A 23,934-nucleotide genomic window follows, 5' to 3' on the forward strand; every position below is an offset into this window, starting at 1 on the left:
ACTCACGACGAGACCCCATGGCCACTCCCAGCGCTAGCTCTTATAACGCCGACGCCATCGAAGTCCTCTCGGGCCTCGACCCGGTGCGCAAACGCCCCGGCATGTACACCGACACCAGTCGGCCGAACCACCTTGCCCAGGAAGTCATCGACAACAGCGTCGACGAAGCCTTGGCCGGGCACGCCAAGTCGGTGCATGTCATTCTCCACGCTGACCACTCCCTGGAAGTGTCCGACGACGGTCGCGGCATGCCGGTGGACATTCACCCGGAAGAGGGGGTGTCGGGCGTCGAGTTGATCCTCACCAAGCTGCACGCCGGCGGCAAGTTCTCCAACAAGAACTACCAGTTCTCCGGTGGCTTGCACGGTGTCGGTATTTCCGTGGTCAACGCCCTGTCGACGTTGGTGCGGGTGCGGGTCAAGCGCGACGGCAACGAATACGAGATGACCTTCGCCGATGGCTACAAAGCCACCGACCTGCAGGTGATCGGCACCGTTGGCAAGCGCAACACCGGCACCAGCGTGTACTTCGCCCCGGACCCGAAATACTTCGATTCGCCGAAATTCTCCGTCAGCCGCCTCAAGCATGTGCTCAAGGCCAAGGCCGTGTTGTGCCCGGGCCTGCTGGTCACCTTTGAAGACAAAGGCAGCGGCGAAAAGGTCGAGTGGCACTACGAAGACGGCCTGCGCTCCTACCTGGAAGACGCCGTCAGCGATTTCGAACGCCTGCCCAACGAGCCGTTCTGCGGCAGCCTGGCCGGGAACAAAGAAGCCGTCGACTGGGCGCTGCTGTGGTTGCCTGAAGGCGGCGACAGCGTGCAGGAAAGCTACGTCAACCTGATCCCCACCGCCCAGGGCGGCACCCACGTCAACGGCTTGCGCCAGGGCCTGCTCGACGCCATGCGCGAGTTCTGCGAATACCGCAGCCTGCTGCCGCGCGGCGTGAAGCTGGCGCCGGAAGACGTGTGGGAGCGCATCGCGTTCGTGCTGTCGATGAAAATGCAGGAGCCGCAATTCTCCGGCCAGACCAAAGAGCGTTTGTCATCCCGCGAGGCGGCGGCGTTTGTCTCCGGTGTGGTCAAGGATGCGTTCAGCCTGTGGCTCAACGAGCACCCGGAATTGGGCCTGGCCCTGGCGGAGCTGGCGATCAACAACGCCGGCCGTCGCCTCAAGGCCAGCAAGAAGGTCGAGCGCAAACGCATCACGGCGGGCCCGGCACTGCCGGGCAAGCTGGCCGATTGCGCCGGGCAGGACCCGATGCGCTCCGAGCTGTTCCTGGTGGAAGGTGACTCCGCCGGCGGTTCCGCCAAGCAAGCGCGGGACAAGGAATTCCAGGCGATCCTGCCGTTGCGCGGCAAGATCCTCAACACCTGGGAAGTCGACGGCAGCGAAGTCCTGGCCAGCCAGGAAGTGCACAACATCGCCGTGGCCATCGGCGTCGACCCCGGCGCGGCGGACATGAGCCAGTTGCGCTACGGCAAGATCTGCATCCTCGCCGACGCCGACTCCGACGGTCTGCACATCGCCACCTTGCTGTGCGCGCTGTTCGTGCAGCACTTCCGCCCGTTGGTGGACGCCGGTCACGTCTACGTCGCGATGCCGCCGCTGTACCGTATCGACCTGGGCAAGGAGATTTTCTACGCCCTCGACGAAGGCGAGCGCGATGGCATCCTCGACCGCCTGATCGCCGAGAAGAAACGCGGCAAGCCGCAGGTCACGCGATTCAAAGGCCTGGGTGAGATGAACCCGCCGCAATTGCGCGAAACCACCATGGACCCGAACACGCGGCGCCTGGTGCAGTTGACCCTGGACGACTTCGCTGCCACTTCGGAAATGATGGACATGCTGCTGGCGAAGAAACGCGCGCCGGATCGCAAGTCCTGGCTGGAGTCCAAGGGCAACCTCGCCGAGGTCCTGGGCTGATGCGTACAGGTTTCGCCCTGGCGATCCTGATGTTGAGCGGGTTGGCGGCCACCCAGGCGGTCGCCGCGCCCGTGGCTGAGCTCAAGCTGGTGTCCGAACATCCGGTGGACGGCATGCGCGGCGGTAACCTGTCGGGCCTGGCTTTGTGTGGCAACGCGTTGTGGACGGTTTCCGACCGCGACGACGACCAGATCTACCGCCTGGATATCAGCGCGCCGACCTGGCAGGCCGAAACGGTGAAGCTCGACGTGCCGCCCGTGCCTGACTCCGGCCTGCCCTGGGGGCTGCGTTCGCGCACCAAGGCGGCGTCGCTGATTCGCGGCGGCGACCTGGATTTTGAAGGCATCGGCTGCGATGCCGCGGGTAACCGCTACGTGGTCAGCGAAGCCCATGCGGCGGTGCTGAAAGTGCCGGCGAGCGGTGCGCCCGAGTGGTTGAAGATCGCCCCCGGCATGGTGCGTGAGGCCCGCGCCAGCGGCATGTTGCTGCATTTCAATGCGTTGTTCGAAGGCCTCGCGGTGAACCCCGAGGGCAATCAGATCTGGCTGGCGGCGGAGCGTGAACGGCGCGGGCTGATTTCCATCAAGCGCCAGCAAAGCGTGTGGGATTGCGCGGGCGCGTGCGTGCTGTTGAGCGAGGCCGGCCAGGAAGTGCAGCCGGCACAGTTTCCCAGTGCCAAGGCGGTGTCCAAGGACTTTTCCGACCTGGCGCTGTTCAACGGTAAGTTGTTTACCCTGGAGCGCAATGCGTTCCAGATTTGTCGGCGCGATGCGCTCACGGCCAAGGTCGAGCTGTGCTGGTCGTTCGCCGACGAGACCCTGACGCCCGAACGGCGCTACGCCCAGCCTTATGGCCTGGCCGAAGCCCTGGTGCTGGATGCAGACGGTGCCTGGTTGGGCATCGACAATAATTTCGGCGCCCGCGCCGATGGCGAAAAACGCCCGGTGGTCTATCGTTTCGCCGCCCCCGCCGGTGGCTGGAGCGCCCAGCCATGAGCCACCCCTGTTTTGAATTGACCCGGCGCCGCGGCATTTCCGCTGCGCCTTACCAAACAATGATGAGGCCCGCATGAGTGACATCCTCGCAGACAGCTTAGACGGCGTAGAACGCCGGTCGCTGGCTGACTTCACCGAAAATGCCTACCTCAACTACTCCATGTACGTGATCATGGACCGTGCCTTGCCGCATATCGGCGACGGCCTGAAGCCCGTACAACGGCGCATCATCTACGCCATGAGTGAGTTGGGCCTGGACGCAGATTCCAAGCACAAGAAGTCGGCGCGTACCGTCGGTGACGTGCTCGGTAAGTTCCACCCCCACGGCGACTCGGCCTGCTATGAAGCCATGGTGCTGATGGCCCAGCCGTTCAGCTACCGCTACACGCTGGTAGATGGCCAGGGGAACTGGGGTGCGCCGGATGATCCCAAGTCTTTCGCGGCCATGCGTTACACCGAGGCGCGCCTGTCGCGTTATTCGGAAGTGCTGCTCAGCGAACTGGGCCAGGGCACCGCGAACTGGGGCCCGAACTTCGACGGCACCCTCGACGAGCCCCTGGTGCTGCCGGCACGTTTGCCGAACATCCTGCTCAATGGCACCACCGGCATTGCCGTCGGCATGGCCACCGACGTACCGCCGCACAACCTGCGGGAAGTCGCCACGGCCTGCGTGCGCTTGCTCGATGAACCCAAAGCCACGGTCGAGCAGCTCTGCGAGCACATCCAGGGCCCGGATTACCCGACCGAAGCGGAAATCATCACGCCGCGTGCCGACCTGCTGAAAATGTACGAAACCGGCAAGGGCTCGGTGCGTATGCGCGCCGTGTACCACGTCGAAGACGGCGACATCATCGTCACCGCGTTGCCGCATCAGGTGTCCGGCGCCAAGGTGCTGGAACAGATCGCCGCGCTGATGCAGGCCAAACCGTCGAAATTGCCGCAGGTCGCTGACCTGCGCGACGAGTCCGACCACGAAAACCCGTGCCGCATCGTGATTATTCCGACCAACAGCCGGGTCGACCATGAAGTGCTGATGCAGCATCTGTTCGCCAGCACGGACTTGGAGTCCAGCTACCGGGTCAACATCAACATCATCGGCCTGGACGGCAAGCCGCAGCTGAAGAACCTGCGCAATCTGCTGGTGGAGTGGCTGGAGTTCCGCGTCCAGACCGTGCGTCGTCGCCTGCAGTTCCGCCTGGACAAGGTCGAGCGCCGCCTGCACCTGTTGGACGGCTTGCTGATTGCCTACCTCAACCTGGATGAAGTGATCCACATCATCCGTACCGCCGAGCACCCGAAAGCCGAGCTGATCGCGCGTTTCGAGCTGAGCGAGATCCAGGCCGACTACATCCTCGACACCCGCTTGCGTCAGTTGGCGCGATTGGAAGAAATGAAGCTGCGCGACGAACAGGACGCGTTGCTCAAGGAGCAAGCCAAGCTGCAAGCCCTGCTGGGCAGCGAAACCAAGCTCAAGAAGCTGGTGCGCAGCGAGCTGATCAAAGACGCCGAGACCTATGGCGACGACCGCCGTTCGCCGATCGTTGAGCGCGCCGAAGCGAAAGCGCTGACAGAAACCGAGCTGCTGCCAAACGAGAAAATTACTGTCGTTCTGTCGGAAAAGGGTTGGGTCCGTTCCGCCAAGGGGCATGATATCGATGCGACCGGCTTGTCGTACAAGGCTGGCGATGGCTTCAAAACCGCCGCCGCCGGGCGGTCCAACCAGTTTGCGGTGTTTATCGACTCCACCGGGCGCAGTTACTCGGTGCCGGCCCACACCTTGCCGTCTGCGCGCGGGCAGGGCGAGCCGTTGACCGGGCGCCTGACGCCGCCACCGGGGGCGAGTTTCGAATGCGTGCTGCTGCCGGACGACGACTCGCTGTATGTGATCGCCTCCGACGCGGGTTACGGCTTTGTGGTCAAGGGTGAAGACCTGCAGGCCAAGAACAAAGCCGGTAAAGCACTGTTGAGCCTGCCGAATAACGCCAAGGTGATCCTGCCGCGGCCGGTGGACGATCGCGAGGGTAATTGGCTGGCGTCGGTGACCACGGAAGGGCGTTTGCTGGTGTTCAAGATCAGCGACTTGCCGCAGTTGGGCAAAGGCAAAGGCAACAAGATCATTGGTATTCCCGGCGAGCGGGTGGCCAGTCGCGAAGAGTACGTGACAGACATCGCAGTGATCCCGGAAGGTTCTACCCTGGTGCTCCAGGCCGGCAAGCGCACGTTGTCGCTGCGCCCTGACGACCTTGAGCACTACAAGGGCGAGCGTGGCCGACGCGGTAATAAACTGCCTCGTGGCTTCCAGCGCGTGGATGCTTTACTGGTGGAAACGCCGGTTTAGCGCGGATTAGAGCTCTTGATCTACGATTTAACGCGTAGATCGACGCTTTCGCGCTGGAGTCATGGCGCATATTCACGGATGATATGGCCTTTCCAGCGCCGGCGTGGCCGAGCGTGTTTAGGTTATTTTTAGTATTACATTGTGGTTTGCCTTGTGGCAGCCGCCTGGATGGGATGATGACTGCTCCACGCCTTCCTTTTATTTTTATGCTCGCTGGCCTTCTGGGGTTGGCGGGTTGCAGCACGCACCAGCCGGTGTCGCTGTACCAGCTGGACAGCGGAAGTCCCGCTCAGCCAGCTCAATCCGCCGGCATGGCCGTCTTGCTCGGCCCGGTCGTCGTCGCTGACTACCTGCAACGCGAAACATTGCTGCAACGTCAGAACGACGGCAGCCTGCAAGGTTCCACCGATGGTCGTTGGGCGGGCAGTTTGTCGTCCGACATCAATCAGCTGATGTTGCGCCAGGTGGCGGGTCAGTTGGACAGTCAGCGTGTGGTCCTGGCGCCTGCGCCCGCCGGTTTTTCCCCGGATGTGCAGGTGTTGCTGACCATTACCCGACTCGACTCCGGCACCTCGCAACCGGCGATCCTCGATGCGCAATGGCGCTTGATTGACCGCCGCGGCCAGGTGCGTGATAGCCGCATCGTGCATCTGCAGGAAGAGCATGCCGGCACCACGGCGTCGCAGGTCCAGGCCCAGGGCGTGCTGTTGCAGCATCTGGCGCAGCAGTTGTCGGTGGCCCTCAAGCCATTGGCCAACCAGCCACCAGTTGCCGAGGCGCCGCGCAAGCAAGCGCCGGTACAGGCCAAACCGACGGCTCCGGGGAAACCGAAAATGCCGATGGCTACGCCGATCCGCACGGATATGGAAGTGTTCAGATTCTGATCTGAATGGCTCCAACCCAAAAGGCCCGCTTATTCAGCGGGCCTTTTTGTTTGTGCGCGATTTACTTGAGGTTTGTGGCGTCCAAATGTGGGAGGGGGCTTGCCCCCGATAGCGATGTGTCAGTTGCCGCCGTTTTGACTGACGCGCCGTCATCGGGGGCAAGCCCCCTCTCACATGTCAGTCAGGGCTTGGCACGGGACTCGTGCATCCGCGCCAATTGCCGCTCCAGCATCGACGGATACGGCTCCATCAAGCGCTCTACGCAACTGGCGCCCTCGGGGCTGGCAATCGGACGGATGCGCGCGCGTTGGCGGATCAGCGTGTCTTCGCTGATCTTGCGCTCCACCAGCAGCAGGTTGCGGCTGTGTTGGGACAGGGCCAAGGCGTCCTGGGCGATTTCGGTCAGCAGCAGGTCGATCTGGCTCATGCCGAACAGGTCGTCGCCAACGGTCAGGCCCAGTTGCAGTTGCAGCGTGATGCCGCTGTCGGCCACTTCGATCTGCAACTCATGGCCCAGGGCGCGCAGCAGTTCGCCGCAGCAGATGGCGTTGGTCAGGTAGTCTTCGCCGCTGTCTTCGCTGTGGAACAGCATCAGTGTGCTGCCATCGTTCAGGGTGTGCAGCTCGCTCTGGTAGAGCGAGGCGGCCTGGTCGAGGCAGTCGCGGTAGCGTTCCAGCAATTCCGTCAGGCGGGCGCGGGGCAGGCGGCGCAGTTGGTCCTGGGCACCCAGTTGCACGGCCAGGACCGCACTGTGTTGGGGTTCGGCGTTCTTTGCGGGCACGGGCTTCGGCGCGATGGCCGGGCTGCTGGCCGAGGTGTCGCGCAGGTCGGCGAACGGGTCTTCGTCGTCCAGCTCGTCTTCTTCGGCCTTGATTACATGGCGTGGCGCAGGCTTCAGGCCCGCGACCGGCGCGCTTTCGTCAAAACCCGGGTCGCGCAGGTTGCGCACTTCAAAGGCAGGTTCGTCGTAATCGCTGTCGTCGAACTCGGGCTCGGGTTCAACCTCGTGTACCACCGGTTCCGGGGCGAAGCTGGCGTGAAGCTGGCGCGCAAGGTCGCCGATCTCGTCCTGACGATCGGTGGCCGGGGTGTGCTCGTCGATATCCCGCAGCCAGATGCGCAGTTGCATCAACGGCGTGGAGATATGCCGCCCCAGGCGCAGGCTCAAGGCCAGAGCCAGCGCCAGCAGGATCGCGCTGAGGATGCCCATGCTTTGCAGGCTGATGGTCATCGGCTGCTGGAATTGCTGCATGTCCAGGCTGATGCGCAATTGGCCGGCTTTCACATCCTGAAACGTGATATTGCTCTGGTACAGGCCTTCGGCCTCACCCAGCAGGCCGTTTTTCGGGCGTTGCCCGGCTTCGGCCATGATCCGGTTGTCCACGCTGTAGATGGCGGCGTGGGCCACCAGCGGGTTCTTGGTCAGGTTGTTGAGCAGCACGTTGAGGCTGAGGATGTCGTTGGACACCAGCAGCTCGGTCGCCGAGGTGGCGGTCTGGGTGGTCAAGCTCTCGCCCAGGGCATCGGCTTGTTCGTGCATGGCCTGTTTGAACTGCAAACCCATCACGCAGGCGTAGATCACCAGGGCCAGGGCGACCAGGATCACGTTATGGCTGGCGATGCGTAATGCGATCGGTACACGGCGGTGGCGCAGTGCCCGGAAGATCAGCAGGAAGAAGTTGTCGGTTTTTACTGGCGTGGGCCGGTTCACTTGAGCTCGGCTCTTTAGTCCGTGAAGTTGACGCGCAGTATAGCGACAGGCCCAAGACCGGCAAAGCGCTGGCTGTGCCCGATGGTCACTGAAAGTGGGTAGAATGCGGTTTTTTTCCAGCCTGGGGGTGCGCTTTGCGCGAAATTGTCCTGATTAACATCACGGGGGAAGACCGGCCAGGTCTGACCGCCGCCATTACCGGGGTTCTGGCCCAGGGTGGTGTGAACATTCTCGACATCGGCCAGGCGGTGATCCACGACACCCTGTCCTTCGGGATTCTGGTGGAAATCCCCAGCACCGAGCAGGCGTCGTCTGTCCTCAAGGACATCCTGTTTACCGCGTACAAGCTGGATCAGCAGGTGCGTTTCACCCCGGTGTCCGAAGAGGATTACCGGCATTGGGTGTCCGGCCAGGGCAAAAAACGCCATATCGTGACCTTGCTGACCCGCAAGGTGACGGCCGAGCAGTTGCAGCGCGTCAGCTCGATCACCGCGCAATATGGCTTGAATATCGACCATATCGACCGTCTGTCGGGCCGCATGCCATTGGACACGCCAGATGACCAGGGCAAGGGCTGCATCGAGTTTTCCGTGCGCGGCGAACCGGCCGATCCCCAAGCCTTGCGTGCCGACTTCCTGAGCGTGGCCCAAGAGCTGAATGTCGATATCGCCTTCCAGGAAGATTCGCTGTTCCGCCGCAACCGCCGCCTGGCGGTGTTCGACATGGACTCCACGCTGATCGAAGCCGAAGTCATCGACGAACTGGCCAAGGCTGCCGGTGTGGGTGAGCAAGTCTCTGCGATCACCGAGCGCGCCATGGCCGGCGAGCTGGATTTTCGCGCCAGCTTCAAGGAGCGCCTGGCGTTGCTCAAGGGCCTGGATGTCAGCGTGCTGGATTCGATCGGCGCCTCCCTGCGCCTGACCGAAGGCGCCGAAACCCTGTTCGCCGAACTCAAGCGCCTGGGCTACAAGACTGCGATCCTGTCCGGCGGCTTCAGCTACTTCGCCAAGCAATTGCAGGCCAAGCTGGGCATCGACTATGTGTTCGCCAATGAGCTGGAAGTGGTGGATGGCAAGGTGACCGGCGTGGCCGTGGAGCCGATCGTCGACGCGCAGCGCAAGGCCGACTTGCTGCGGGAATTGGCTCACAAGGAAGGTTTGCGTCTGGAGCAGACCATTGCGGTCGGCGACGGTGCGAATGACTTGCCGATGCTGGCGATTGCCGGGTTGGGCGTGGCGTTCCGCGCCAAGCCGCTGGTCAAACAATCGGCCAAGCAGGCGATTTCGACCCTTGGGTTGGACGGTGTGTTGTATTTGCTGGGCTTTCGCGACCGCGACGGGCAGCTCTAACTGAAACAATGCGCTTAAAAATGTGGGAGGGGGCTTGCCCCCGATGGCAGTGGCTCAGCTACAAATAAGTGACTGAGCCACCGCTATCGGGGGCAAGCCCCCTCCCACATTGGATTTTTGCAGGTTTCGGATCAGGCTTTCGGTAACGCGATGCCCTGGCCCATCTGCACCGGCGAACCCGCCACCAGTGTTTCTGCCCACTGCACCTGATCCGGCCCGAACAGCACGATCGCGGTCGAACCCAGCTTGAAGCGACCCAGCTCTGCGCCTTTCTCCAGGTGAATCGGCGCACGCGCGGCTTCGTCGTAGCGGAAGGTTTTCAGCTCGCGCTTGGGCGGCGTGACCAGGCCGGCCCACACGGTTTCGATCGACGCCACAATCATCGCGCCCACCAACACCACGGCCATCGGGCCGCGTTCGGTGTCGAACAGGCAGACAACCCGCTCGTTACGCGCAAACAGCTCCGGCACGTTTTCGGCGGTGGTCTGGTTGACCGAGAAAATCCGCCCTGGCACGTAGACCATCTCGCGCAAGGTGCCCGCCAGTGGCATATGCACCCGGTGGTAGTCTTTCGGCGACAGGTAAATGGTGGCGAAATCGCCGCCCATGAACGGCGCAGCCATGGCCGCATCGCCGCCCAGCAATTCCAGCACGCTGAAACTGTGGCCCTTGGCCTGGAACACGCGACCATGCTCGATCGGGCCGAGCTGGCTGACTGCGCCATCGGCTGGGCTCAGCACGGCGCCCGGGGTTTGATCGAGTGGGCGCGCGCCGTCTTTCAGGGCGCGGGTGAAGAACGCGTTGAAGTGTTCGTAGGCGCTCAGGTCTTCAACCAGGGCCTGGGACATGTCCACTTGATAGCGCTTGGCGAACCAGGCGGTGAAGGCGTTCTTGAACCAGCGCACGCGGCACTCGGCAATGCAGCCGGCCAGGCGCGACAGCAAGTGGTGCGGCAGCAAGTACTGGCTGAGGATGAACAACTGCTTTTTCATTAACTGTCCTTAAACCTTAAATCTCGACGGGGGTGTCGGGGTGGTTGCCCCATTCGCCCCAGGAACCGGCATAACCTTTGACTCGCGGATAACCGAGCGCCTTGGCCACCAGGTAGGTGAAGCCAGAGCGGTGATGAGTCTGGCAGTGGGTGATGATTTCTTTGTCGCGGGTCAGCCCGAGGTTTTCGAGGATCTGCGGCATGTCGCGGCGGATGCGCAGGTTGCGCGCCTTGTCCATGCCGGCAGTCCACTCGAAGTTCACGGCGCCGGGGATGTGACCGCCCTTGGCTGCCAGGACCTTTTCGCCGGAATATTCCAGCGGGCCGCGTGCGTCCCAGATGCCCAGGTCGGCGGCGCCGAGACGGCTTTGCAGGTATTCGCGGGTCGCGGTGGGGCCGTCATGCAGGGTGAGGCTGACAGGCCCGCCAGCCGGGGCCGGCACCTCGGTGGACAGCGGGAGCGGGTCTGCCAGCCACGCCAGCAGGCCGCCGTCGAGGTAGTGGTATTTCGTGTGGCCGATCACGTCGAGCAGCCAGATGAAACGTCCGGCCCAGCCACCGCCTTCGTCGTCGTAGACCACGTAGGTCGCGTCCGGGGTGTGGCCCAGCTCGCCGAACAGTTTTTCCAGGTCTGCCTTGTTCGGCAACAGGCCGGGGGCTGGCGGCTGGCCCAGTTGGGTGCGCTTGGGGTCAACGAAATGCGCGCCGGGGATATGCCCTTCGGCGTAGCGGGCGGCGCTGGTGAGGTCCACCAGAATCAGTTGGTCGGCATCAAGGCGGCCAAGCAGGTCGCTGGGTTCGATCACCAGCGGCAAGCCAGAGAAGTCAGGCATGTGAGGTCTCCTGGGCACAAATGTTGGCGATAAAAGAGGGCGATTGTAGCGCAAGCATCAGCCGGTGCGGTTGGTAAAGCTGTGCAGGGCTTTCTCGATGCATTGAGCGGTTTTGCCGAAGGCCTGCACGGTGGTTTCCGAGAACGGCCCGCCGCCCTGGTCGGCGATCATCAGCATGACCACCCGGCCGTTGCAGCTCAGTGAGCGCAACAGCAGGTGTTCACCGTTGAACAGGCGACGCAGGATCGGCGGCAACAGGGCGGCAAATTGCGCGTGATTGTCGGGCGTGAGGCGCACCTGGGCGGATTTTTCCAGCATGCGTTGCAGCAGCGTGCTGTTGACCACGTCCAGGCTCAAGTTGGCGGCGTCCTTCGGCAGGCCGGCGGCCTGGTGGACGCGCAGGGTGCTCAGGGCGCGATCGGCCATGAACAGCAAGACGCGCTGCATGCCGCTGGCCTCCAGGGCTTCCTTGGCGCAGGTGGTCAGGTGCATGGCGTTGGCGAAGCGGCTTGGCTCCACCAGCAGTTCGGTGCAACGGCTGCGCCAGACGGCCAGGGCCTCGGCGGTCGGCGGCGGTGCGGGCAGCAGGCCACGATGGATTTTCTGTACATTCCACGGCCAGATCAGCGACAGCGCCGGGTGCCAGAGGTCGGGCATCAGGGTTGCGCGAGCGCTGATCACCGCTTGCTGGTGAACCTGTTGCTGCACCTCGCTCAACGGCTGTTGCAGGTACAGCGCGGTGAGGTATTGCCAGCGCTCGGTATGCGGGCAGGTCCAGGATTCCTGGGCCGACATCGCCAGGCCGTTGGCCAGCAACACCGTATTGGCCGGCTGGTTCAGCCAGCGCCGCAAACTGGGTTCGGCATCCAGCAGTTGTTGCTGGCGCAGTGGGTCGTCTTCCCGGGCGATGCGCAATGCCTTGACCAGCAAGCGTTGCTCGGTCAGCAGCAGGTGATAGCCCTGGGATACCCAGATCGGCAGGTGCCAGGTTTCGGTCAGGCCAAGGCACAGGTCGAGCAGGCGCACGCCGAACAATTCCTGTTCGACCTGACGCGCCGATTGGCCTTTGTGGATCACCCGCAGTTCCCATTCTTCCAGGAGCTTGGGGTAGGCCACCGCCATCGGCCACAACGGCGCCAGGAACAGCAGGCTGCCCCAATGAATGTCTTGCCACAACCGCGCCAGGCGGCTGGCGAACAAGCCGCTGGCTTGCTGCGACGCGTGGCGGCTGACCAGCACCAGTTGGCGAAAGGCGACGGGGATTTCATTCATCGGCACCGACGGCAGCCGTTCCAGCAGGTCCTCGGCGCGTTTGAGGCCGAGACGGTTAAGCGCCACCTCAAGGTTTTCTGCCGGTTCCGCCATGCTGCCATGGGTGTGGCTGTTGGCCTCGCGCATTACGCTGAGTACCAGCGACGGGCTGTTCTGCATCAGCTCGGCAATATCTCGCAAAGAACTGCGGCTATCGCGGATGGCTTTGCACACGCGCTCGTGGCTGGCCTGGGGGACGGGCAACCGGACTTCGTCCAGGCACTTGATCCAAGCGGCGAGAGAGATGGGTCTTACAGATGGGGCTGTCTTTTCATTGGCCATGATTGGGGCGCGATCATCACTTACTTCAACACGCCCTGAACGGGCCGAACTGGCTTTTCGCCTTGACGGCCTATAGTCTGGCGCAGTTTTGCCGATAAGTAGAACAAGAGTTTTTCAGTTACCCCAAATATGTCCATGAACCCGACGGCGCAAGTACAAAACCCCTATGGCTAAAATAATCGGCATCATCGTCGTCTTTGCAAGTGTGCTCGGTGGCTATGTCCTGTCTCACGGCAAGATTGCAGCGTTGATCCAGCCCTTCGAAGTGATGATTATTGGCGGCGCGGCATTCGGCGCATTCTTGCAGGCCAACCCCGGCTACATGACCATGCACGTGATCAAGAAGTCGCTGGGCATGTTCAGCTCGCGCTTCTCCCACACCTTCTACATGGAAGTGCTGGGCCTGGTTTATGAGATCCTCAACAAGAGTCGCCGTGAAGGCATGATGGCCATCGAAGCGGACATCGAAGACGCTGCAGCGAGCCCGATTTTCGCCAAGTACCCGGCAGTGCTCAAAGACGAGCGCATGACCGCCTACATCTGCGATTACCTGCGCATCATGTCCTCCGGCAACATGGCCCCCCACGAGCTGGAAGGCCTGTTCGACATGGAACTGTTCAGCCTCAAGGAAGAGCTGGAGCACCCGTCCCACGCCGTCACCGGTATTGCCGACGGCATGCCCGGCTTCGGTATCGTTGCGGCGGTACTCGGTATCGTGGTGACCATGGCCTCCCTCGGCGAGGGCGACCAGGCGGCCATCGGCATGCACGTAGGTGCGGCGCTGGTGGGTACGTTCTTCGGTATTCTCGCGGCCTACGGTTTCTTCGGTCCGCTCGCCACCTCCCTGGCCCACGATGCCAAGGAAGAAGTCAATCTGTATGAAGCGATCAAGGCCAGCCTGGTGGCTTCGGCCTCCGGCATGCCGCCTTCGCTGGCGGTGGAATTCGGTCGCAAGGTGCTGTACCCGAAACATCGCCCGAGCTTTGCCGAGTTGGAACAAGCGGTTCGCGGTCGCTAAGCCATGGAAAACAACCAGCCGATAATCATCAAGCGCGTCAAGCGCTTCGCTGCGGGGCACCATGGTGGCGCCTGGAAAATCGCCTTCGCCGACTTTGCAACGGCGATGATGGCGTTCTTCCTGGTGCTGTGGCTGATGTCCACCGCGACCCCCGAACAGAAGATCGCCATCGCCGGTTACTTCAAAGACCCGATCGGCTTCTCGGAAAGCGGCACACCCTTCGTGATCGACCTGGGCGGTTCGCCGCAGTTGGCGCCGGAGCGCACCATCAACCCTGAGGTCAAGACCGAGGCGCCGCAGGAAAAAATTCCGATCGAGCGCGACACCGTCGAGAGCCTGGCCGAACAGGTCGAGCAGGAACGCCTCGAATTGTTGCTGAAGGAATTGCAGACCAAGGTCGAAGAAAACCCGCAGTTGCTGAAATTCAAGGATCAGATTTCCTTCGAGATCACGCCGGATGGCTTGCGCATCCAGATCACCGACGCCGCCAACCGGCCGATGTTCGACTCTGGCAGTGCGCGGTTGAAGCCGTACTTTGAAGACATCCTGCTGGCCATGGCCGACACCATCAAGGCGGTGCCGAACAAGATCAGCATCAGCGGCCACACCGATGCCAAGCCGTATTCGGGGCAGGGCGACTTCGGCAACTGGGAGCTTTCGGCCAACCGCGCCAACGCCGCCCGACGTGCGCTGGTGGCCGGCAGCTATCCGGACTCGCAGGTGGCGCGGGTGGTGGGTTTCGCCTCGTCGCAGCTGTTTGATCCGAAGGACCCGTTCAACCCGATCAACCGTCGGATCGATATCGTCGTGCTGACCAAAAAGGCCCAGCGCGCGATTGAAGGTGATCAGCCGCCACCGCCCCCAGATACGGGCACGCAGGGCGGTGCACCGGCCGACCCGAACGCGATCCCGCCGGGGCAGGAGCCGTTGCCGGCGCATGAGCTGCGGCAGAAGCTGAACCTGTTCGAAGGTGGCGGGATGAAAGACCCTACGGTGCCGGGTACGGGATCGTAAGCTGTATACGACAAGGCCGCGATAAACGCGGCCTTGTCGTATGTGCTGTTTAGTAACTGCTCTCGGGCAAACTCGCAATAATCGACCGATAGCTGTTCATCCGTTGCTGCTGCACGCGGCCATCTTCCAACGCCTTGAGCAGGGCACAACCGGGTTCGCGGTCGTGTTTGCAGTCGCGGAAGCGGCAGGTGCCGATCAGGTCGTTGAACTCGATGAAGCCGGCTTCCACGTCGCTGCGGCTGACATGGCCGAGGCCGAATTCACGAATGCCCGGGGAGTCGATCAGCTCACCGCCGCCAGGGAAGTGGAACAACCGCGCGGTGGTGGTGGTGTGGGTGCCCTGGCCGGACAGCTCCGACAGCGGGCCGACACGGGTGTCGACTTCCGGCAGCAGGCTGTTGACCAGCGAGGACTTGCCCACGCCAGACTGGCCGACGAACACGCTGATGCGCCCGTCCAACTGGTGTTGCAGCTGTTCCATGCCATTGCCGTGATGGGCCGACACTTCCAGCACCGGGTAACCCAGGGTGCGGTAGACCGCCAGCAACGCGTTGAGCGCCGGGGCGTTCTGTTCGTCGATCAGGTCGAACTTGTTCAGCAGCAACAGCGGGCGAATGCCGGCATGCTCGGCGGCGACCAGGTAACGGTCGATCAGGTTGGCATGAGGCTCGGGCAGCGGTGCGAAGACGATGACGATCATGTCGACGTTGGCCGCCACCGGCTTCAACTGGCCGCGGCTGTCGGGACGGCGCAGTTCAGTGGTGCGGGGCAGTTGCGCGACGATCACGCCGATGCCTTGGTTGCCGGCACGCCACACCACTCGGTCGCCGGTCACCAGCGCCGGCAGATTGGCGCGCAGGTGGCAGCGGAAGACCTGGCCGGCGAGTTCGCCTTCGAGCGCCTCGACCTCGACCTGCACACCAAAGTGCGCGATCACCAGGCCCGTTTGTTCGGGGCCCAGGTCGCCGCCCTCGAGCGCTTCCACGGCGGAGGATTCACGTTTGGCGGCGCGTGCGGCGCGTTCGCCCTGAATCTTTTCGATGCGCCAGTTTTGGCGACGGTTGAGCTGGCGTTTGGCCATTGGTGTTCCGTGTCGATAATGCAAAGGTTGGGTGAAACGGTCGCGAGTCTAGCACGGCCCCGCCTGCTAAACTGCGCAGCTACGCCAAGGTGCCAAGAGAATCAAGCCATGCAAAACCCACAGAATCTGATTTGGATCGATCTGGAAATGACCGGTCTGAACCCCGACACCGACGTCATCATCGAGATGGCGACCATTGTCACCGACAGCAACCTCAACACCTTGGCCGAAGGTCCGGTGATCGCCATCCACCACAGCGACGCCGTCCTCGCCACCATGGACGAGTGGAACACCCGCACCCACGGCAACTCCGGCCTGACCCAGCGCGTGCGCGACAGCCGTGTCAGCATGGCCGAAGCCGAAGCCGAAACCATCGCCTTCCTGGAAAAGTGGGTGCCCAAGGGCAAGTCGCCGATCTGCGGTAACAGCATCTGCCAGGACCGCCGCTTTCTTTATAACCACATGAAGGCACTGGAAAGCTACTTCCACTACCGCAACCTGGATGTGTCCACGCTCAAGGAGCTGGCCGCGCGCTGGGCGCCGGAAGTCAAAGACAGCTTCCATAAAGGCAGCACTCATTTGGCGCTGGATGACATTCGTGAGTCGATCGCCGAGTTGCAGCACTACCGCAAGCACTTCATCAAGGCTTGATGCTGGGGGCGCCTCGGTCTTTCGCCAAGCGCCCTCTTTTGGTGCCGTCAGCAAATGATTAGACTGCGCGCCTCTTTGTAAGGATCGCCATCATGCTGCTGATGCTCTACCTTGTCGCCATCACCGCCGAAGCTATGACTGGCGCCTTGTCTGCCGGTCGGCGCGGCATGGATTGGTTTGGCGTGGTGCTGATCGCCTGCGTGACGGCGTTGGGTGGCGGTTCGGTGCGCGATGTGCTGCTCGGGCATTACCCGCTGACCTGGGTCAAACACCCGGAATACCTGGTGCTGACCTCCGTCGCCGCGCTGGTGACGATCTTTATTGCGCCGCTGATGCGCCGCCTGCGCTCGCTGTTTCTGGCGCTGGATGCCGTGGGGTTGGTCGCCTTTACCCTGATCGGCTGCATGACCGCCCTGGAAATGGGTCACGGTATGTTGGTGGCGTCGGTCAGCGGCGTGATCACCGGGGTGTTCGGCGGCATCCTGCGGGATATTTTCTGCAACGACATCCCGCTGATCTTTCGCCGTGAGCTGTACGCCAGCGTGTCATTCCTCGCCGCTTGGTTCTACTTGCTGTGCCTTTACCTGCAATTGCCGGGCGAGCAGGCGATTATGCTCACCCTGTTCAGCGGCTTTCTCCTGCGCCTGCTGGCGATCCGTTTTCACTGGGAAATGCCCAAGTTCATCTACAACGACGACGTTCACTGACGCTCGGCGTGCTGCTTCAGCGCCCACTCCACATGTTCGCGCACCAGCTCCGACGGATAGTCCCGGCGCGCCTTCAAGGCTTCCAGCACCGGAATGCTCGATGGCGCATTGCCCAGGCCTACCGCCAGGTTGCGCAGCCAGCGCTCGTAACCTGCGCGGCGTAGGGGCGAGCCTTCGGTGCTGCTGAGGAATTTTTCCTCGTCCCACATGAACAGTTCGGCCAGTTGTGCGTTATCCAGGTTGTGCCGTGGCTTGAAATCGCTTTCGGCGGTGGTGCGGGCGAAACGATTCCATGGGCAAACGATCTGACAGTCATCGCAACCGAAAACCCGGTTGCCGATCAGCGGGCGCAAGTCTTCGGGGATCGCGCTCTTGAGTTCGATGGTCAGATAGGAAATACAGCGCCGTGCGTCCAGCACGTAGGGCCCGACGAACGCGTTGGTCGGGCAGATATCCAGACAGGCGGTACAGCGGCCGCAGTGCTCGGTGGCGTGGGGCGGATCGACCGGCAGCGGCACGTCGACAAACAGCTCGCTGAGGAAGAAGTAGCTGCCGGCCTTGCGATTGAGGACCAGGGTGTTTTTGCCGATCCAGCCCAGCCCGGCTTTCTCGGCGATGGCTTTCTCCAGCACCGGCGCGCTGTCGACAAAGGCGCGAAAGCCGAAGGGGCCGATTTGTGCCTGGATGCGTTCGGCCAGTTGCTGCACGCGCTTGCGGATCAGTTTGTGGTAGTCGCGGCCCAGGGCATAACGGGAGATGTAGGCTTTTTCCGGTTGGGCCAGCTGTTGCGCCATGTGCGTGTCGCCGGGCAGGTAATCCATGCGCAGTGAGACTACGCGCAAGGTGCCCGGCACCAATTCATCGGGGTGCGAGCGTTTGCTGCCGTGGGCGCCCATGTATTCCATCTCGCCGTGGTAGCCCGCGTCGAGCCAGCGTTGCAGGTGCTGTTCATGCTCGGCCAGGTCCAGGCCGCTGATGCCGACTTGTTGGAAGCCCAGCTCGCGGCCCCAGTCTTTGATCGATTGGGCGAGCGCGGGCAGATCGGAAGTAATAGCAGGCATGAGACACGGGAAACCACAGGTTAGATGAGTATAATTCTGCCAGACATCGGAGCTTGAAGACGCATGCTGCAGACAAAACACGCAATAACCGACGTTCAGCCCCTGTTGCCCGGCAATTTGCCGCAACTGGCTGCGCGTTCCCCGGACGCCCATAAAGGCCGTTTCGGTCATCTGCTGGTCATCGGCGGCGACCGAGGCTTTGGCGGCGCTGCGTTGCTCAGTGCCGAAAGTGCGCTGCGCAGCGGGGCGGGCATGGTGTCCCTGGCGACTCGCCTTGAACATGTGCCCGCCGCGCTGGCGCGCCTGCCGGAAGTCATGAGCGTCGGCGTGAGTTCGGCCAACCAATTGATGGGTTTGCTCGAAAAGATCTCGGTTATCGTCATTGGCCCGGGCCTGGGCCATGCCGCCTGGGGCAAGAGCCTGCTGTCCGTCGCCGCCAACGCCAAGCAGCCGCAAGTCTGGGACGCGGATGCCTTGAACCAGTTGGCGACCGGCAGCGTCAGCCTTCCCGCCAACTGCGTGATCACCCCGCATCCGGGCGAAGCGGCGCGCTTGATGGGTATTTCGACAGCTGAGGTTCAGGCGGATCGTCTTAAGGTGGCGCGCGCGTTGAGCCAGAAATTCAAGGCAGTGGCTATTCTCAAGGGGGCGGGCAGTCTGATCGCCTGCCCGGACGGTCGCGTCGCGCGATGTGACCAAGGCCATCCGGCCATGGCGACCGCAGGGCTCGGCGACGTATTGGCCGGCCTGGTGGGCGCGTTACTGGCACAGGGCATGCCCGCTTATGAAGCCGGCTGCCTGGCCGTGTGGCTGCACGCCACGGCGGGAGCCCGGCAGGGCACCTTTGGCCGCGGCCTGGCGGCCAGTGACCTGATACCTGCCATCCGTCAATTGCTCGAGGAACAGTCGCCGTGTCTGAAGTAAACCTTTTCCTGGCGGATGAAGCGGCAATGGTCGCCTTCGGTCACCGGATTGCCCAGGTGACAGGCGGCGCGGGGCTGATCTTTCTCGAGGGCGACCTGGGGGCGGGCAAGACCACGCTGTCGCGGGGCATCATTCGCGGGTTGGGCCATGCTGGGGCGGTGAAAAGTCCGACCTTTACGCTGGTCGAGCCTTATGAGATCGGGGCGACAAGGGCCTTCCACTTTGATCTCTATCGTCTGGTGGACCCCGAAGAGCTGGAGTACATGGGGATTCGGGATTATTTCGAGGATGACGCGCTGTGCCTGATCGAGTGGCCAGATAAAGGCACAGGCTTTTTGCCAAAGCCGGACCTGACCATTACCATTACGCCGCATGAGCACGGACGTCGGCTGAAGTTGTTGCCCCAGGGTGCGCGCGGTGAGTCGTGGTGCGCTGCTCTGGCATTGGAATTCAAATAATTGGTGGGGTTAGGTATGCGCTTTCGCGCGTTGGTTGCTGTCGTAGGGGTGTTGCTTGCGGCAATGACTGTCAATGCTCTGGCTGCTTCACAGGTGAAGAGTGTTCGCCTGTGGCGAGCGCCGGATAACACGCGACTGGTGTTCGACCTGTCTGGCCCGGTCCAGCACAGCGTCTTTACCCTGACGGCGCCTGATCGCCTGGTGATCGACATCAACGGTGCGACCCTGGCCGCGCCGCTGAAAATCTCCACTGCCAACACGCCGATTACCAGCATGCGTTCGGCCCAGCGCACGCCGAGCGACCTGCGCGTGGTCATCGACCTGAAAAAGGCCGTGACCCCGAAAAGTTTCTCCCTGGCGCCCAACGCCCAATACGGCAACCGCCTGGTGGTCGACCTGTTCGACAACGCCGCCGATGCCGCACCGCCGCCCGCGCCGACGCCGAGCGTGGCGACCGTACCGGCCGTGCCGGTCAACCCGTCGCAACCGCAGGTCAAGTTGCCACCGCCGCCGCCGGCGCCAGCGGGTAAACGCGACATCATCGTGGTGATCGACGCCGGTCACGGCGGTGAAGACCCGGGGGCTTCCGGTTCGCGTGGCCAGCATGAAAAAGACGTGGTGTTGGCCATCGCCCGTGAACTGCAGCGCCAGGTCAGCGGTATGAAAGGCTATCGCGCCGAGCTGACCCGTACCGGCGACTACTTCATCCCGTTGCGTGGCCGCACCGAAATCGCGCGCAAGAAGGGCGCCGACCTGTTCGTCTCGATCCACGCCGACGCCGCGCCGTCGGCCGCCGCCTTCGGCGCCTCGGTGTTTGCCCTGTCGGATCGCGGCGCCACGTCCGAGACGGCCCGCTGGCTGGCCGACAGTGAAAACCGTTCCGACTTGATCGGCGGGGCCGGCAACGTGTCCCTCGACGACAAAGACAAGATGCTCGCCGGTGTACTGCTCGACTTGTCGATGACCGCCTCGCTGACCTCCAGCTTGAACGTCGGGCAGAAAGTCCTGAGCAACATCGGCCGTGTGACATCGCTGCATAAACAACGCGTGGAGCAGGCCGGGTTCATGGTATTGAAGTCGCCGGACATCCCGTCGATCCTGGTGGAAACCGGGTTTATCTCCAACTCCAACGAAGCCTCGAAACTGGCCAGCGCCAGCCACCAGCAGGCATTGGCGCGTTCCATCAGCGCCGGCGTGCGCCAGTTCTTCCAGCAGAACCCGCCGCCGGGCACGTATATCGCCTGGCTGCGCGACTCCGGGAAAATTGCCCAGGGCCCGCGTGACCATCGCGTCCAGCCGGGCGACACCCTGGCGATGCTGGCGGTGCGTTTCCAGGTGTCGCCTGCGACGTTGCGCAGCGCCAACAACCTGAAAACCGATGAGCTGAAAGTCGGCCAGGTGTTGACCATCCCCGGCACTGAATTGGCGGCACAGTAATGAGCGAATCGATCCTCAACAGCGGCTCGCGCATCGAACTGCTCAGCCCGCGCCTTGCCAACCAGATTGCGGCGGGCGAGGTGGTCGAGCGGCCGGCGTCGGTGATCAAGGAGTTGCTGGAAAACAGCATCGACTCCGGCGCCAAGCGTATCGATGTCGATGTGGAGCAAGGTGGCGTCAAGCTGCTGCGGGTGCGTGACGACGGCAGCGGCATCTCCTCCGATGACCTGCCGCTGGCCCTGGCGCGGCACGCCACCAGCAAGATTCGCGACCTGGAAGACCTTGAGCGGGTGATGAGCCTGGGCTTTCGCGGTGAGGCCCTGGCCTCGATCAGTTCCGTGGCGCGCCTGACGCTGACCTCCCGCACGCGCAGCGCCGACCAGGCCTGGCAAGTGGAAACCGAAGGCCGCGACATGGCGCCTCGGGTCCAGCCGGCTGCGCATCCGGTGGGCACTTCGGTGGAGGTGCGCGACCTGTTCTTCAACACCCCGGCGCGGCGCAAATTCCTCAAGGCCGAGAAAACCGAATTCGATCACCTGCAGGAAGTCATCAAGCGCCTGGCCCTGGCGCGCTTCGACGTGGCATTCCACCTGCGCCACAACGGCAAGACCATCCTCAGCCTGCACGAAGCCAACGACGACGCCGCGCGCGCTCGGCGGGTGGCGGCGGTCTGCGGCGCGGGGTTCCTGGAGCAGGCGCTGCCGATTGAAATCGAACGCAATGGCCTGCGCCTATGGGGTTGGGTGGGGCTGCCGACGTTCTCCCGCAGCCAGGCGGACTTGCAGTATTTCTTTGTGAACGGCCGGGCGGTGCGCGACAAGCTGGTGGCCCACGCGGTGCGCCAGGCGTATCGCGACGTGCTGTTCAATGGGCGGCATCCGACGTTTGTGCTGTTTTTCGAGGTCGACCCATCGGTGGTCGACGTCAACGTACACCCGACCAAGCATGAAGTGCGCTTCCGTGACGGGCGCATGGTGCATGACTTCCTCTACGGCACCTTGCACCGCGCGCTGGGCGATGTGCGCCCGGATGACCAGCTGTCCGCGCCGATCGTGACGGCGGTGGTTCGTCCGAGCGGCCCGCAAGCCGGCGAGTTCGGCCCGCAGGGCGAAATGAGCCTGGCGGGCAACCTGCTGCAGTCGCCGCAACCCCAGCCGAGCTACACGGCGCCGGGCTCGGGTTCGGGGGCGGGCTATCAGTATCAATACACCCCGCGCCCGCAATCGGCGGTGCCGGCGGCCGAGGCCCAGGCGGCCTATCGTGAATTCTTTGCGCCGCTGCCGGGCGCCGAGCCGAGCGCGGTCGCGTTGCCCGAAGGTGGCGGGGATATTCCGCCGCTGGGTTATGCATTGGCGCAGCTCAAGGGCATCTACATCCTTGCGGAAAACGCCCACGGCCTGGTGCTGGTGGACATGCACGCGGCCCACGAACGGATCATGTACGAGCGTCTGAAAATCGCCATGGCCAGCGAAGGCCTGAGCGGCCAGCCGCTGTTGGTGCCGGAATCCCTGGCGGTCAGCCAGCGCGAAGCCGATTGTGCCGAAGAGCACGCCAGCGTGTTCCAGAAACTCGGTTTTGAACTGCAACGCCTGGGCCCGGAAACGCTGGCGATCCGCCAGATTCCCGCGTTGCTCAAGCAAGCCGAGGCCAACCGGTTGGTGGCCGACGTCTTGGCGGACCTGATGGAATACGGCACCAGTGACCGTATCCAGGCGCACATCAACGAGCTGCTCGGCACCATGGCCTGCCACGGCGCGATCCGCGCCAATCGCCGCCTGGCCTTGCCGGAAATGAACGGCCTGCTGCGCGACATGGAAAACACCGAGCGCAGCGGACAATGCAACCATGGCCGACCGACCTGGACCCAAATGGGCCTGGACGATCTGGACAAACTGTTCTTGCGCGGCCGCTGATGAGTGCCTTGCCCCCCGCGATCTTCCTGATGGGCCCCACGGCCGCCGGCAAGACCGACCTGGCTATCGAGCTGAGCAAAGTGCTGCCCTGCGAGCTGATCAGCGTCGACTCGGCCCTGGTTTATCGCGGTATGGACATCGGCACGGCCAAGCCTTCGAAGGAGTTGCTGGCGCAGTATCCGCACCGCTTGATCGACATCATCGACCCTGCGATGAGCTATTCGGCGGCGGATTTCCGCAGCGATGCCCTGGCGGCCATGGCCGATATCACCGCGCGCGGCAACATCCCGCTGCTGGTGGGCGGCACGATGCTCTACTACAAGGCTTTGCAGGAAGGCCTGGCGGATATGCCGCCGGCCGACGCCCAGGTGCGCGCCGAGCTTGAAGAAGAAGCGGCGCGCCTTGGCTGGCAAGCCCTGCACGAGCAACTGGCGGCGGTCGATCCGGTGTCCGCCGCGCGCATCCACCCCAACGATCCGCAGCGCCTCAGTCGAGCTCTGGAAGTCTGGCGGGTAAGTGGTCAGACCATGACCGAGCATCGGCAGCGACAATCTGCGCAAAGTGCTGACGCAGGCGCATCGGGGCGGTCACAATTGCCCTATACTGTGGCGAATCTGGCGATTGCTCCGGCAAATCGCCAGGTGCTGCATGAACGAATTGCACAAAGATTCACAATTATGTTGGAACAGGGGTTCGTGGAGGAGGTCGTAGCACTGCGTTCAAGAGGTGACCTGCATCCGGGGTTGCCTTCGATACGTGCTGTAGGCTATCGCCAAGTCTGGGATCATCTGGATGGCAAGCTGACGTCAGCCGAAATGCAGGAGCGCGGCATCATTGCCACGCGCCAATTGGCGAAGCGCCAGTTCACCTGGCTGCGCAGCTGGAGCGATTTGCACTGGCTGGACAGCCTGGACAGCGACAATCTGTCACGCGCCTTGAAATACTTGGGAACGGTCTCCATATTGAGCTGAGTCCTTGCAATTGCCGTCTATCCTTGGGGGTGTGACGGCCATAAGCTATTTATTTTCCGATTTTTTATTATTGATCCTTAAAG

General features: G+C 62.9%; 20 protein-coding genes. 14 read left to right on the forward strand and 6 right to left on the reverse strand.

Features of this window, described 5'->3' with window-relative positions:
- The first annotated feature begins 17 nt into the window (after positions 1-17).
- The 4 genes from parE to PverR02_RS02630 all read left to right on the forward strand — a co-directional run bounded on the left by parE (position 18) and on the right by PverR02_RS02630 (position 6,139).
- Positions 18-1,922 carry a DNA topoisomerase IV subunit B gene (parE, locus tag PverR02_RS02615; protein WP_046384916.1) on the forward strand — a complete coding sequence of 635 codons (1,905 nt, stop codon included), beginning with the start codon at positions 18-20 and terminating at the stop codon, positions 1,920-1,922.
- Positions 1,922-2,917 carry an esterase-like activity of phytase family protein gene (locus tag PverR02_RS02620; protein WP_079442716.1) on the forward strand — a complete coding sequence of 332 codons (996 nt, stop codon included), beginning with the start codon at positions 1,922-1,924 and terminating at the stop codon, positions 2,915-2,917. Before parE ends, PverR02_RS02620 begins: the two co-directional genes overlap by 1 nt.
- Positions 2,918-2,990: 73 nt before the next feature.
- Positions 2,991-5,255 (forward strand): DNA topoisomerase IV subunit A, encoded by a 2,265-nt coding sequence (parC, locus tag PverR02_RS02625; protein ID WP_017849774.1) that lies wholly within the window; start codon positions 2,991-2,993, stop codon positions 5,253-5,255.
- Positions 5,256-5,428: 173 nt separating this feature from the next.
- Positions 5,429-6,139, forward strand: a complete 711-nt coding sequence (locus PverR02_RS02630) for a PqiC family protein (RefSeq protein WP_079442717.1) — start codon at positions 5,429-5,431, stop codon at positions 6,137-6,139.
- A gap of 181 nt (positions 6,140-6,320) precedes the next feature.
- Here the strand turns inward: PverR02_RS02630 and PverR02_RS02635 are convergent, their stop codons facing one another.
- Positions 6,321-7,850 (reverse strand): AhpA/YtjB family protein, encoded by a 1,530-nt coding sequence (locus PverR02_RS02635; protein ID WP_079442718.1) that lies wholly within the window; start codon positions 7,848-7,850, stop codon positions 6,321-6,323.
- Positions 7,851-7,984: 134 nt separating this feature from the next.
- Here PverR02_RS02635 and serB point away from each other — a divergent pair, with 134 nt between their 5' ends.
- On the forward strand, positions 7,985-9,199 hold the full coding sequence (gene serB, locus PverR02_RS02640) for a phosphoserine phosphatase SerB (RefSeq protein ID WP_017849771.1): 1,215 nt from the start codon (positions 7,985-7,987) through the stop codon (positions 9,197-9,199).
- 131 nt (positions 9,200-9,330) lie between these two features.
- Here serB and asd read toward each other — a convergent pair whose 3' ends face one another.
- The 3 genes from asd to PverR02_RS02655 are packed head-to-tail and all read right to left on the reverse strand — an operon-like array spanning position 9,331 to position 12,616.
- Positions 9,331-10,191 (reverse strand): archaetidylserine decarboxylase, encoded by an 861-nt coding sequence (gene asd, locus PverR02_RS02645; protein ID WP_017849770.1) that lies wholly within the window; start codon positions 10,189-10,191, stop codon positions 9,331-9,333.
- A gap of 16 nt (positions 10,192-10,207) precedes the next feature.
- A complete protein-coding gene (gene rhdA / locus PverR02_RS02650) occupies positions 10,208-11,023 on the reverse strand; it encodes a thiosulfate sulfurtransferase (RefSeq protein ID WP_017849769.1) in 816 nt (271 codons plus the stop codon).
- 57 nt (positions 11,024-11,080) lie between these two features.
- Positions 11,081-12,616, reverse strand: a complete 1,536-nt coding sequence (locus tag PverR02_RS02655) for an HDOD domain-containing protein (protein ID WP_046384912.1) — start codon at positions 12,614-12,616, stop codon at positions 11,081-11,083.
- Between the two features lie 166 nt (positions 12,617-12,782).
- Here PverR02_RS02655 and motA point away from each other — a divergent pair, with 166 nt between their 5' ends.
- A complete protein-coding gene (gene motA, locus PverR02_RS02660; RefSeq protein ID WP_017849767.1) occupies positions 12,783-13,634 on the forward strand; it encodes a flagellar motor stator protein MotA in 852 nt (283 codons plus the stop codon).
- A gap of 3 nt (positions 13,635-13,637) precedes the next feature.
- The gene (gene motB, locus PverR02_RS02665; RefSeq protein ID WP_046384910.1) at positions 13,638-14,648 is read left to right on the forward strand and encodes a flagellar motor protein MotB; all 1,011 of its coding nucleotides are present in this window, start codon (positions 13,638-13,640) and stop codon (positions 14,646-14,648) included.
- Between the two features lie 49 nt (positions 14,649-14,697).
- On the opposite strand, the gene rsgA is transcribed toward motB, so the two are convergent.
- Entirely contained in the window at positions 14,698-15,729 is a 1,032-nt protein-coding gene (gene rsgA / locus PverR02_RS02670; protein WP_017849765.1) for a small ribosomal subunit biogenesis GTPase RsgA, read from the reverse strand.
- A gap of 108 nt (positions 15,730-15,837) precedes the next feature.
- Here rsgA and orn point away from each other — a divergent pair, with 108 nt between their 5' ends.
- Positions 15,838-16,380, forward strand: coding sequence for an oligoribonuclease (gene orn, locus PverR02_RS02675; RefSeq protein WP_017849764.1), 543 nt, complete (start codon positions 15,838-15,840; stop codon positions 16,378-16,380).
- Between the two features lie 89 nt (positions 16,381-16,469).
- Positions 16,470-17,087, forward strand: a complete 618-nt coding sequence (locus PverR02_RS02680; RefSeq protein WP_169850564.1) for a trimeric intracellular cation channel family protein — start codon at positions 16,470-16,472, stop codon at positions 17,085-17,087.
- Here the strand turns inward: PverR02_RS02680 and queG are convergent.
- Positions 17,081-18,148, reverse strand: a complete 1,068-nt coding sequence (gene queG, locus PverR02_RS02685; protein ID WP_079442719.1) for a tRNA epoxyqueuosine(34) reductase QueG — start codon at positions 18,146-18,148, stop codon at positions 17,081-17,083. The two genes, PverR02_RS02680 and queG, sit on opposite strands and share 7 nt — an antisense overlap.
- Positions 18,149-18,211: 63 nt before the next feature.
- Between queG and PverR02_RS02690 the strand changes: the two genes are divergently transcribed.
- From PverR02_RS02690 to miaA, 5 genes are read left to right on the forward strand one after another with little or no spacing between them, the layout of a single operon-like run.
- Positions 18,212-19,072: an NAD(P)H-hydrate dehydratase gene (locus PverR02_RS02690; protein ID WP_079442720.1), complete on the forward strand. Its 861-nt coding sequence runs from the start codon at positions 18,212-18,214 to the stop codon at positions 19,070-19,072.
- On the forward strand, positions 19,060-19,530 hold the full coding sequence (gene tsaE, locus PverR02_RS02695; RefSeq protein ID WP_046490714.1) for a tRNA (adenosine(37)-N6)-threonylcarbamoyltransferase complex ATPase subunit type 1 TsaE: 471 nt from the start codon (positions 19,060-19,062) through the stop codon (positions 19,528-19,530). Before PverR02_RS02690 ends, tsaE begins: the two co-directional genes overlap by 13 nt.
- Before the next feature lie 15 nt (positions 19,531-19,545).
- On the forward strand, positions 19,546-20,967 hold the full coding sequence (locus PverR02_RS02700; RefSeq protein ID WP_046384906.1) for an N-acetylmuramoyl-L-alanine amidase: 1,422 nt from the start codon (positions 19,546-19,548) through the stop codon (positions 20,965-20,967).
- Complete coding sequence (mutL, locus tag PverR02_RS02705) at positions 20,967-22,880, forward strand: DNA mismatch repair endonuclease MutL (protein ID WP_017849758.1); 1,914 nt, start codon at positions 20,967-20,969, stop codon at positions 22,878-22,880. Before PverR02_RS02700 ends, mutL begins: the two co-directional genes overlap by 1 nt.
- Entirely contained in the window at positions 22,880-23,851 is a 972-nt protein-coding gene (miaA, locus tag PverR02_RS02710) for a tRNA (adenosine(37)-N6)-dimethylallyltransferase MiaA (protein WP_017849757.1), read from the forward strand. The genes mutL and miaA overlap by 1 nt, the downstream gene beginning before the upstream one ends.
- The last annotated feature ends 83 nt before the right edge of the window (positions 23,852-23,934 follow it).

The sequence above is a fragment of the Pseudomonas veronii genome, assembly GCF_002028325.1.
Lineage (GTDB): Bacteria > Pseudomonadota > Gammaproteobacteria > Pseudomonadales > Pseudomonadaceae > Aquipseudomonas > Aquipseudomonas veronii.

What these genes read in the sequence shown, in the direction of transcription:
- asd (WP_017849770.1), bottom strand. Translation starts at nt 10,191, where the DNA reads ATGAAAAAGCAGTTGTTCATCCTCAGCCAGTACTTGCTGCCGCACCAC.
- motB (WP_046384910.1), top strand. Translation starts at nt 13,638, where the DNA reads ATGGAAAACAACCAGCCGATAATCATCAAGCGCGTCAAGCGCTTCGCT.
- PverR02_RS02620 (WP_079442716.1), top strand. Translation starts at nt 1,922, where the DNA reads ATGCGTACAGGTTTCGCCCTGGCGATCCTGATGTTGAGCGGGTTGGCG.
- PverR02_RS02655 (WP_046384912.1), bottom strand. Translation starts at nt 12,616, where the DNA reads ATGGCCAATGAAAAGACAGCCCCATCTGTAAGACCCATCTCTCTCGCC.
- rsgA (WP_017849765.1), bottom strand. Translation starts at nt 15,729, where the DNA reads ATGGCCAAACGCCAGCTCAACCGTCGCCAAAACTGGCGCATCGAAAAG.
- PverR02_RS02690 (WP_079442720.1), top strand. Translation starts at nt 18,212, where the DNA reads ATGCTGCAGACAAAACACGCAATAACCGACGTTCAGCCCCTGTTGCCC.
- queG (WP_079442719.1), bottom strand. Translation starts at nt 18,148, where the DNA reads ATGCCTGCTATTACTTCCGATCTGCCCGCGCTCGCCCAATCGATCAAA.
- parE (WP_046384916.1), top strand. Translation starts at nt 18, where the DNA reads ATGGCCACTCCCAGCGCTAGCTCTTATAACGCCGACGCCATCGAAGTC.
- miaA (WP_017849757.1), top strand. Translation starts at nt 22,880, where the DNA reads ATGAGTGCCTTGCCCCCCGCGATCTTCCTGATGGGCCCCACGGCCGCC.
- motA (WP_017849767.1), top strand. Translation starts at nt 12,783, where the DNA reads ATGGCTAAAATAATCGGCATCATCGTCGTCTTTGCAAGTGTGCTCGGT.
- orn (WP_017849764.1), top strand. Translation starts at nt 15,838, where the DNA reads ATGCAAAACCCACAGAATCTGATTTGGATCGATCTGGAAATGACCGGT.
- PverR02_RS02700 (WP_046384906.1), top strand. Translation starts at nt 19,546, where the DNA reads ATGCGCTTTCGCGCGTTGGTTGCTGTCGTAGGGGTGTTGCTTGCGGCA.
- PverR02_RS02630 (WP_079442717.1), top strand. Translation starts at nt 5,429, where the DNA reads ATGATGACTGCTCCACGCCTTCCTTTTATTTTTATGCTCGCTGGCCTT.
- parC (WP_017849774.1), top strand. Translation starts at nt 2,991, where the DNA reads ATGAGTGACATCCTCGCAGACAGCTTAGACGGCGTAGAACGCCGGTCG.
- mutL (WP_017849758.1), top strand. Translation starts at nt 20,967, where the DNA reads ATGAGCGAATCGATCCTCAACAGCGGCTCGCGCATCGAACTGCTCAGC.
- rhdA (WP_017849769.1), bottom strand. Translation starts at nt 11,023, where the DNA reads ATGCCTGACTTCTCTGGCTTGCCGCTGGTGATCGAACCCAGCGACCTG.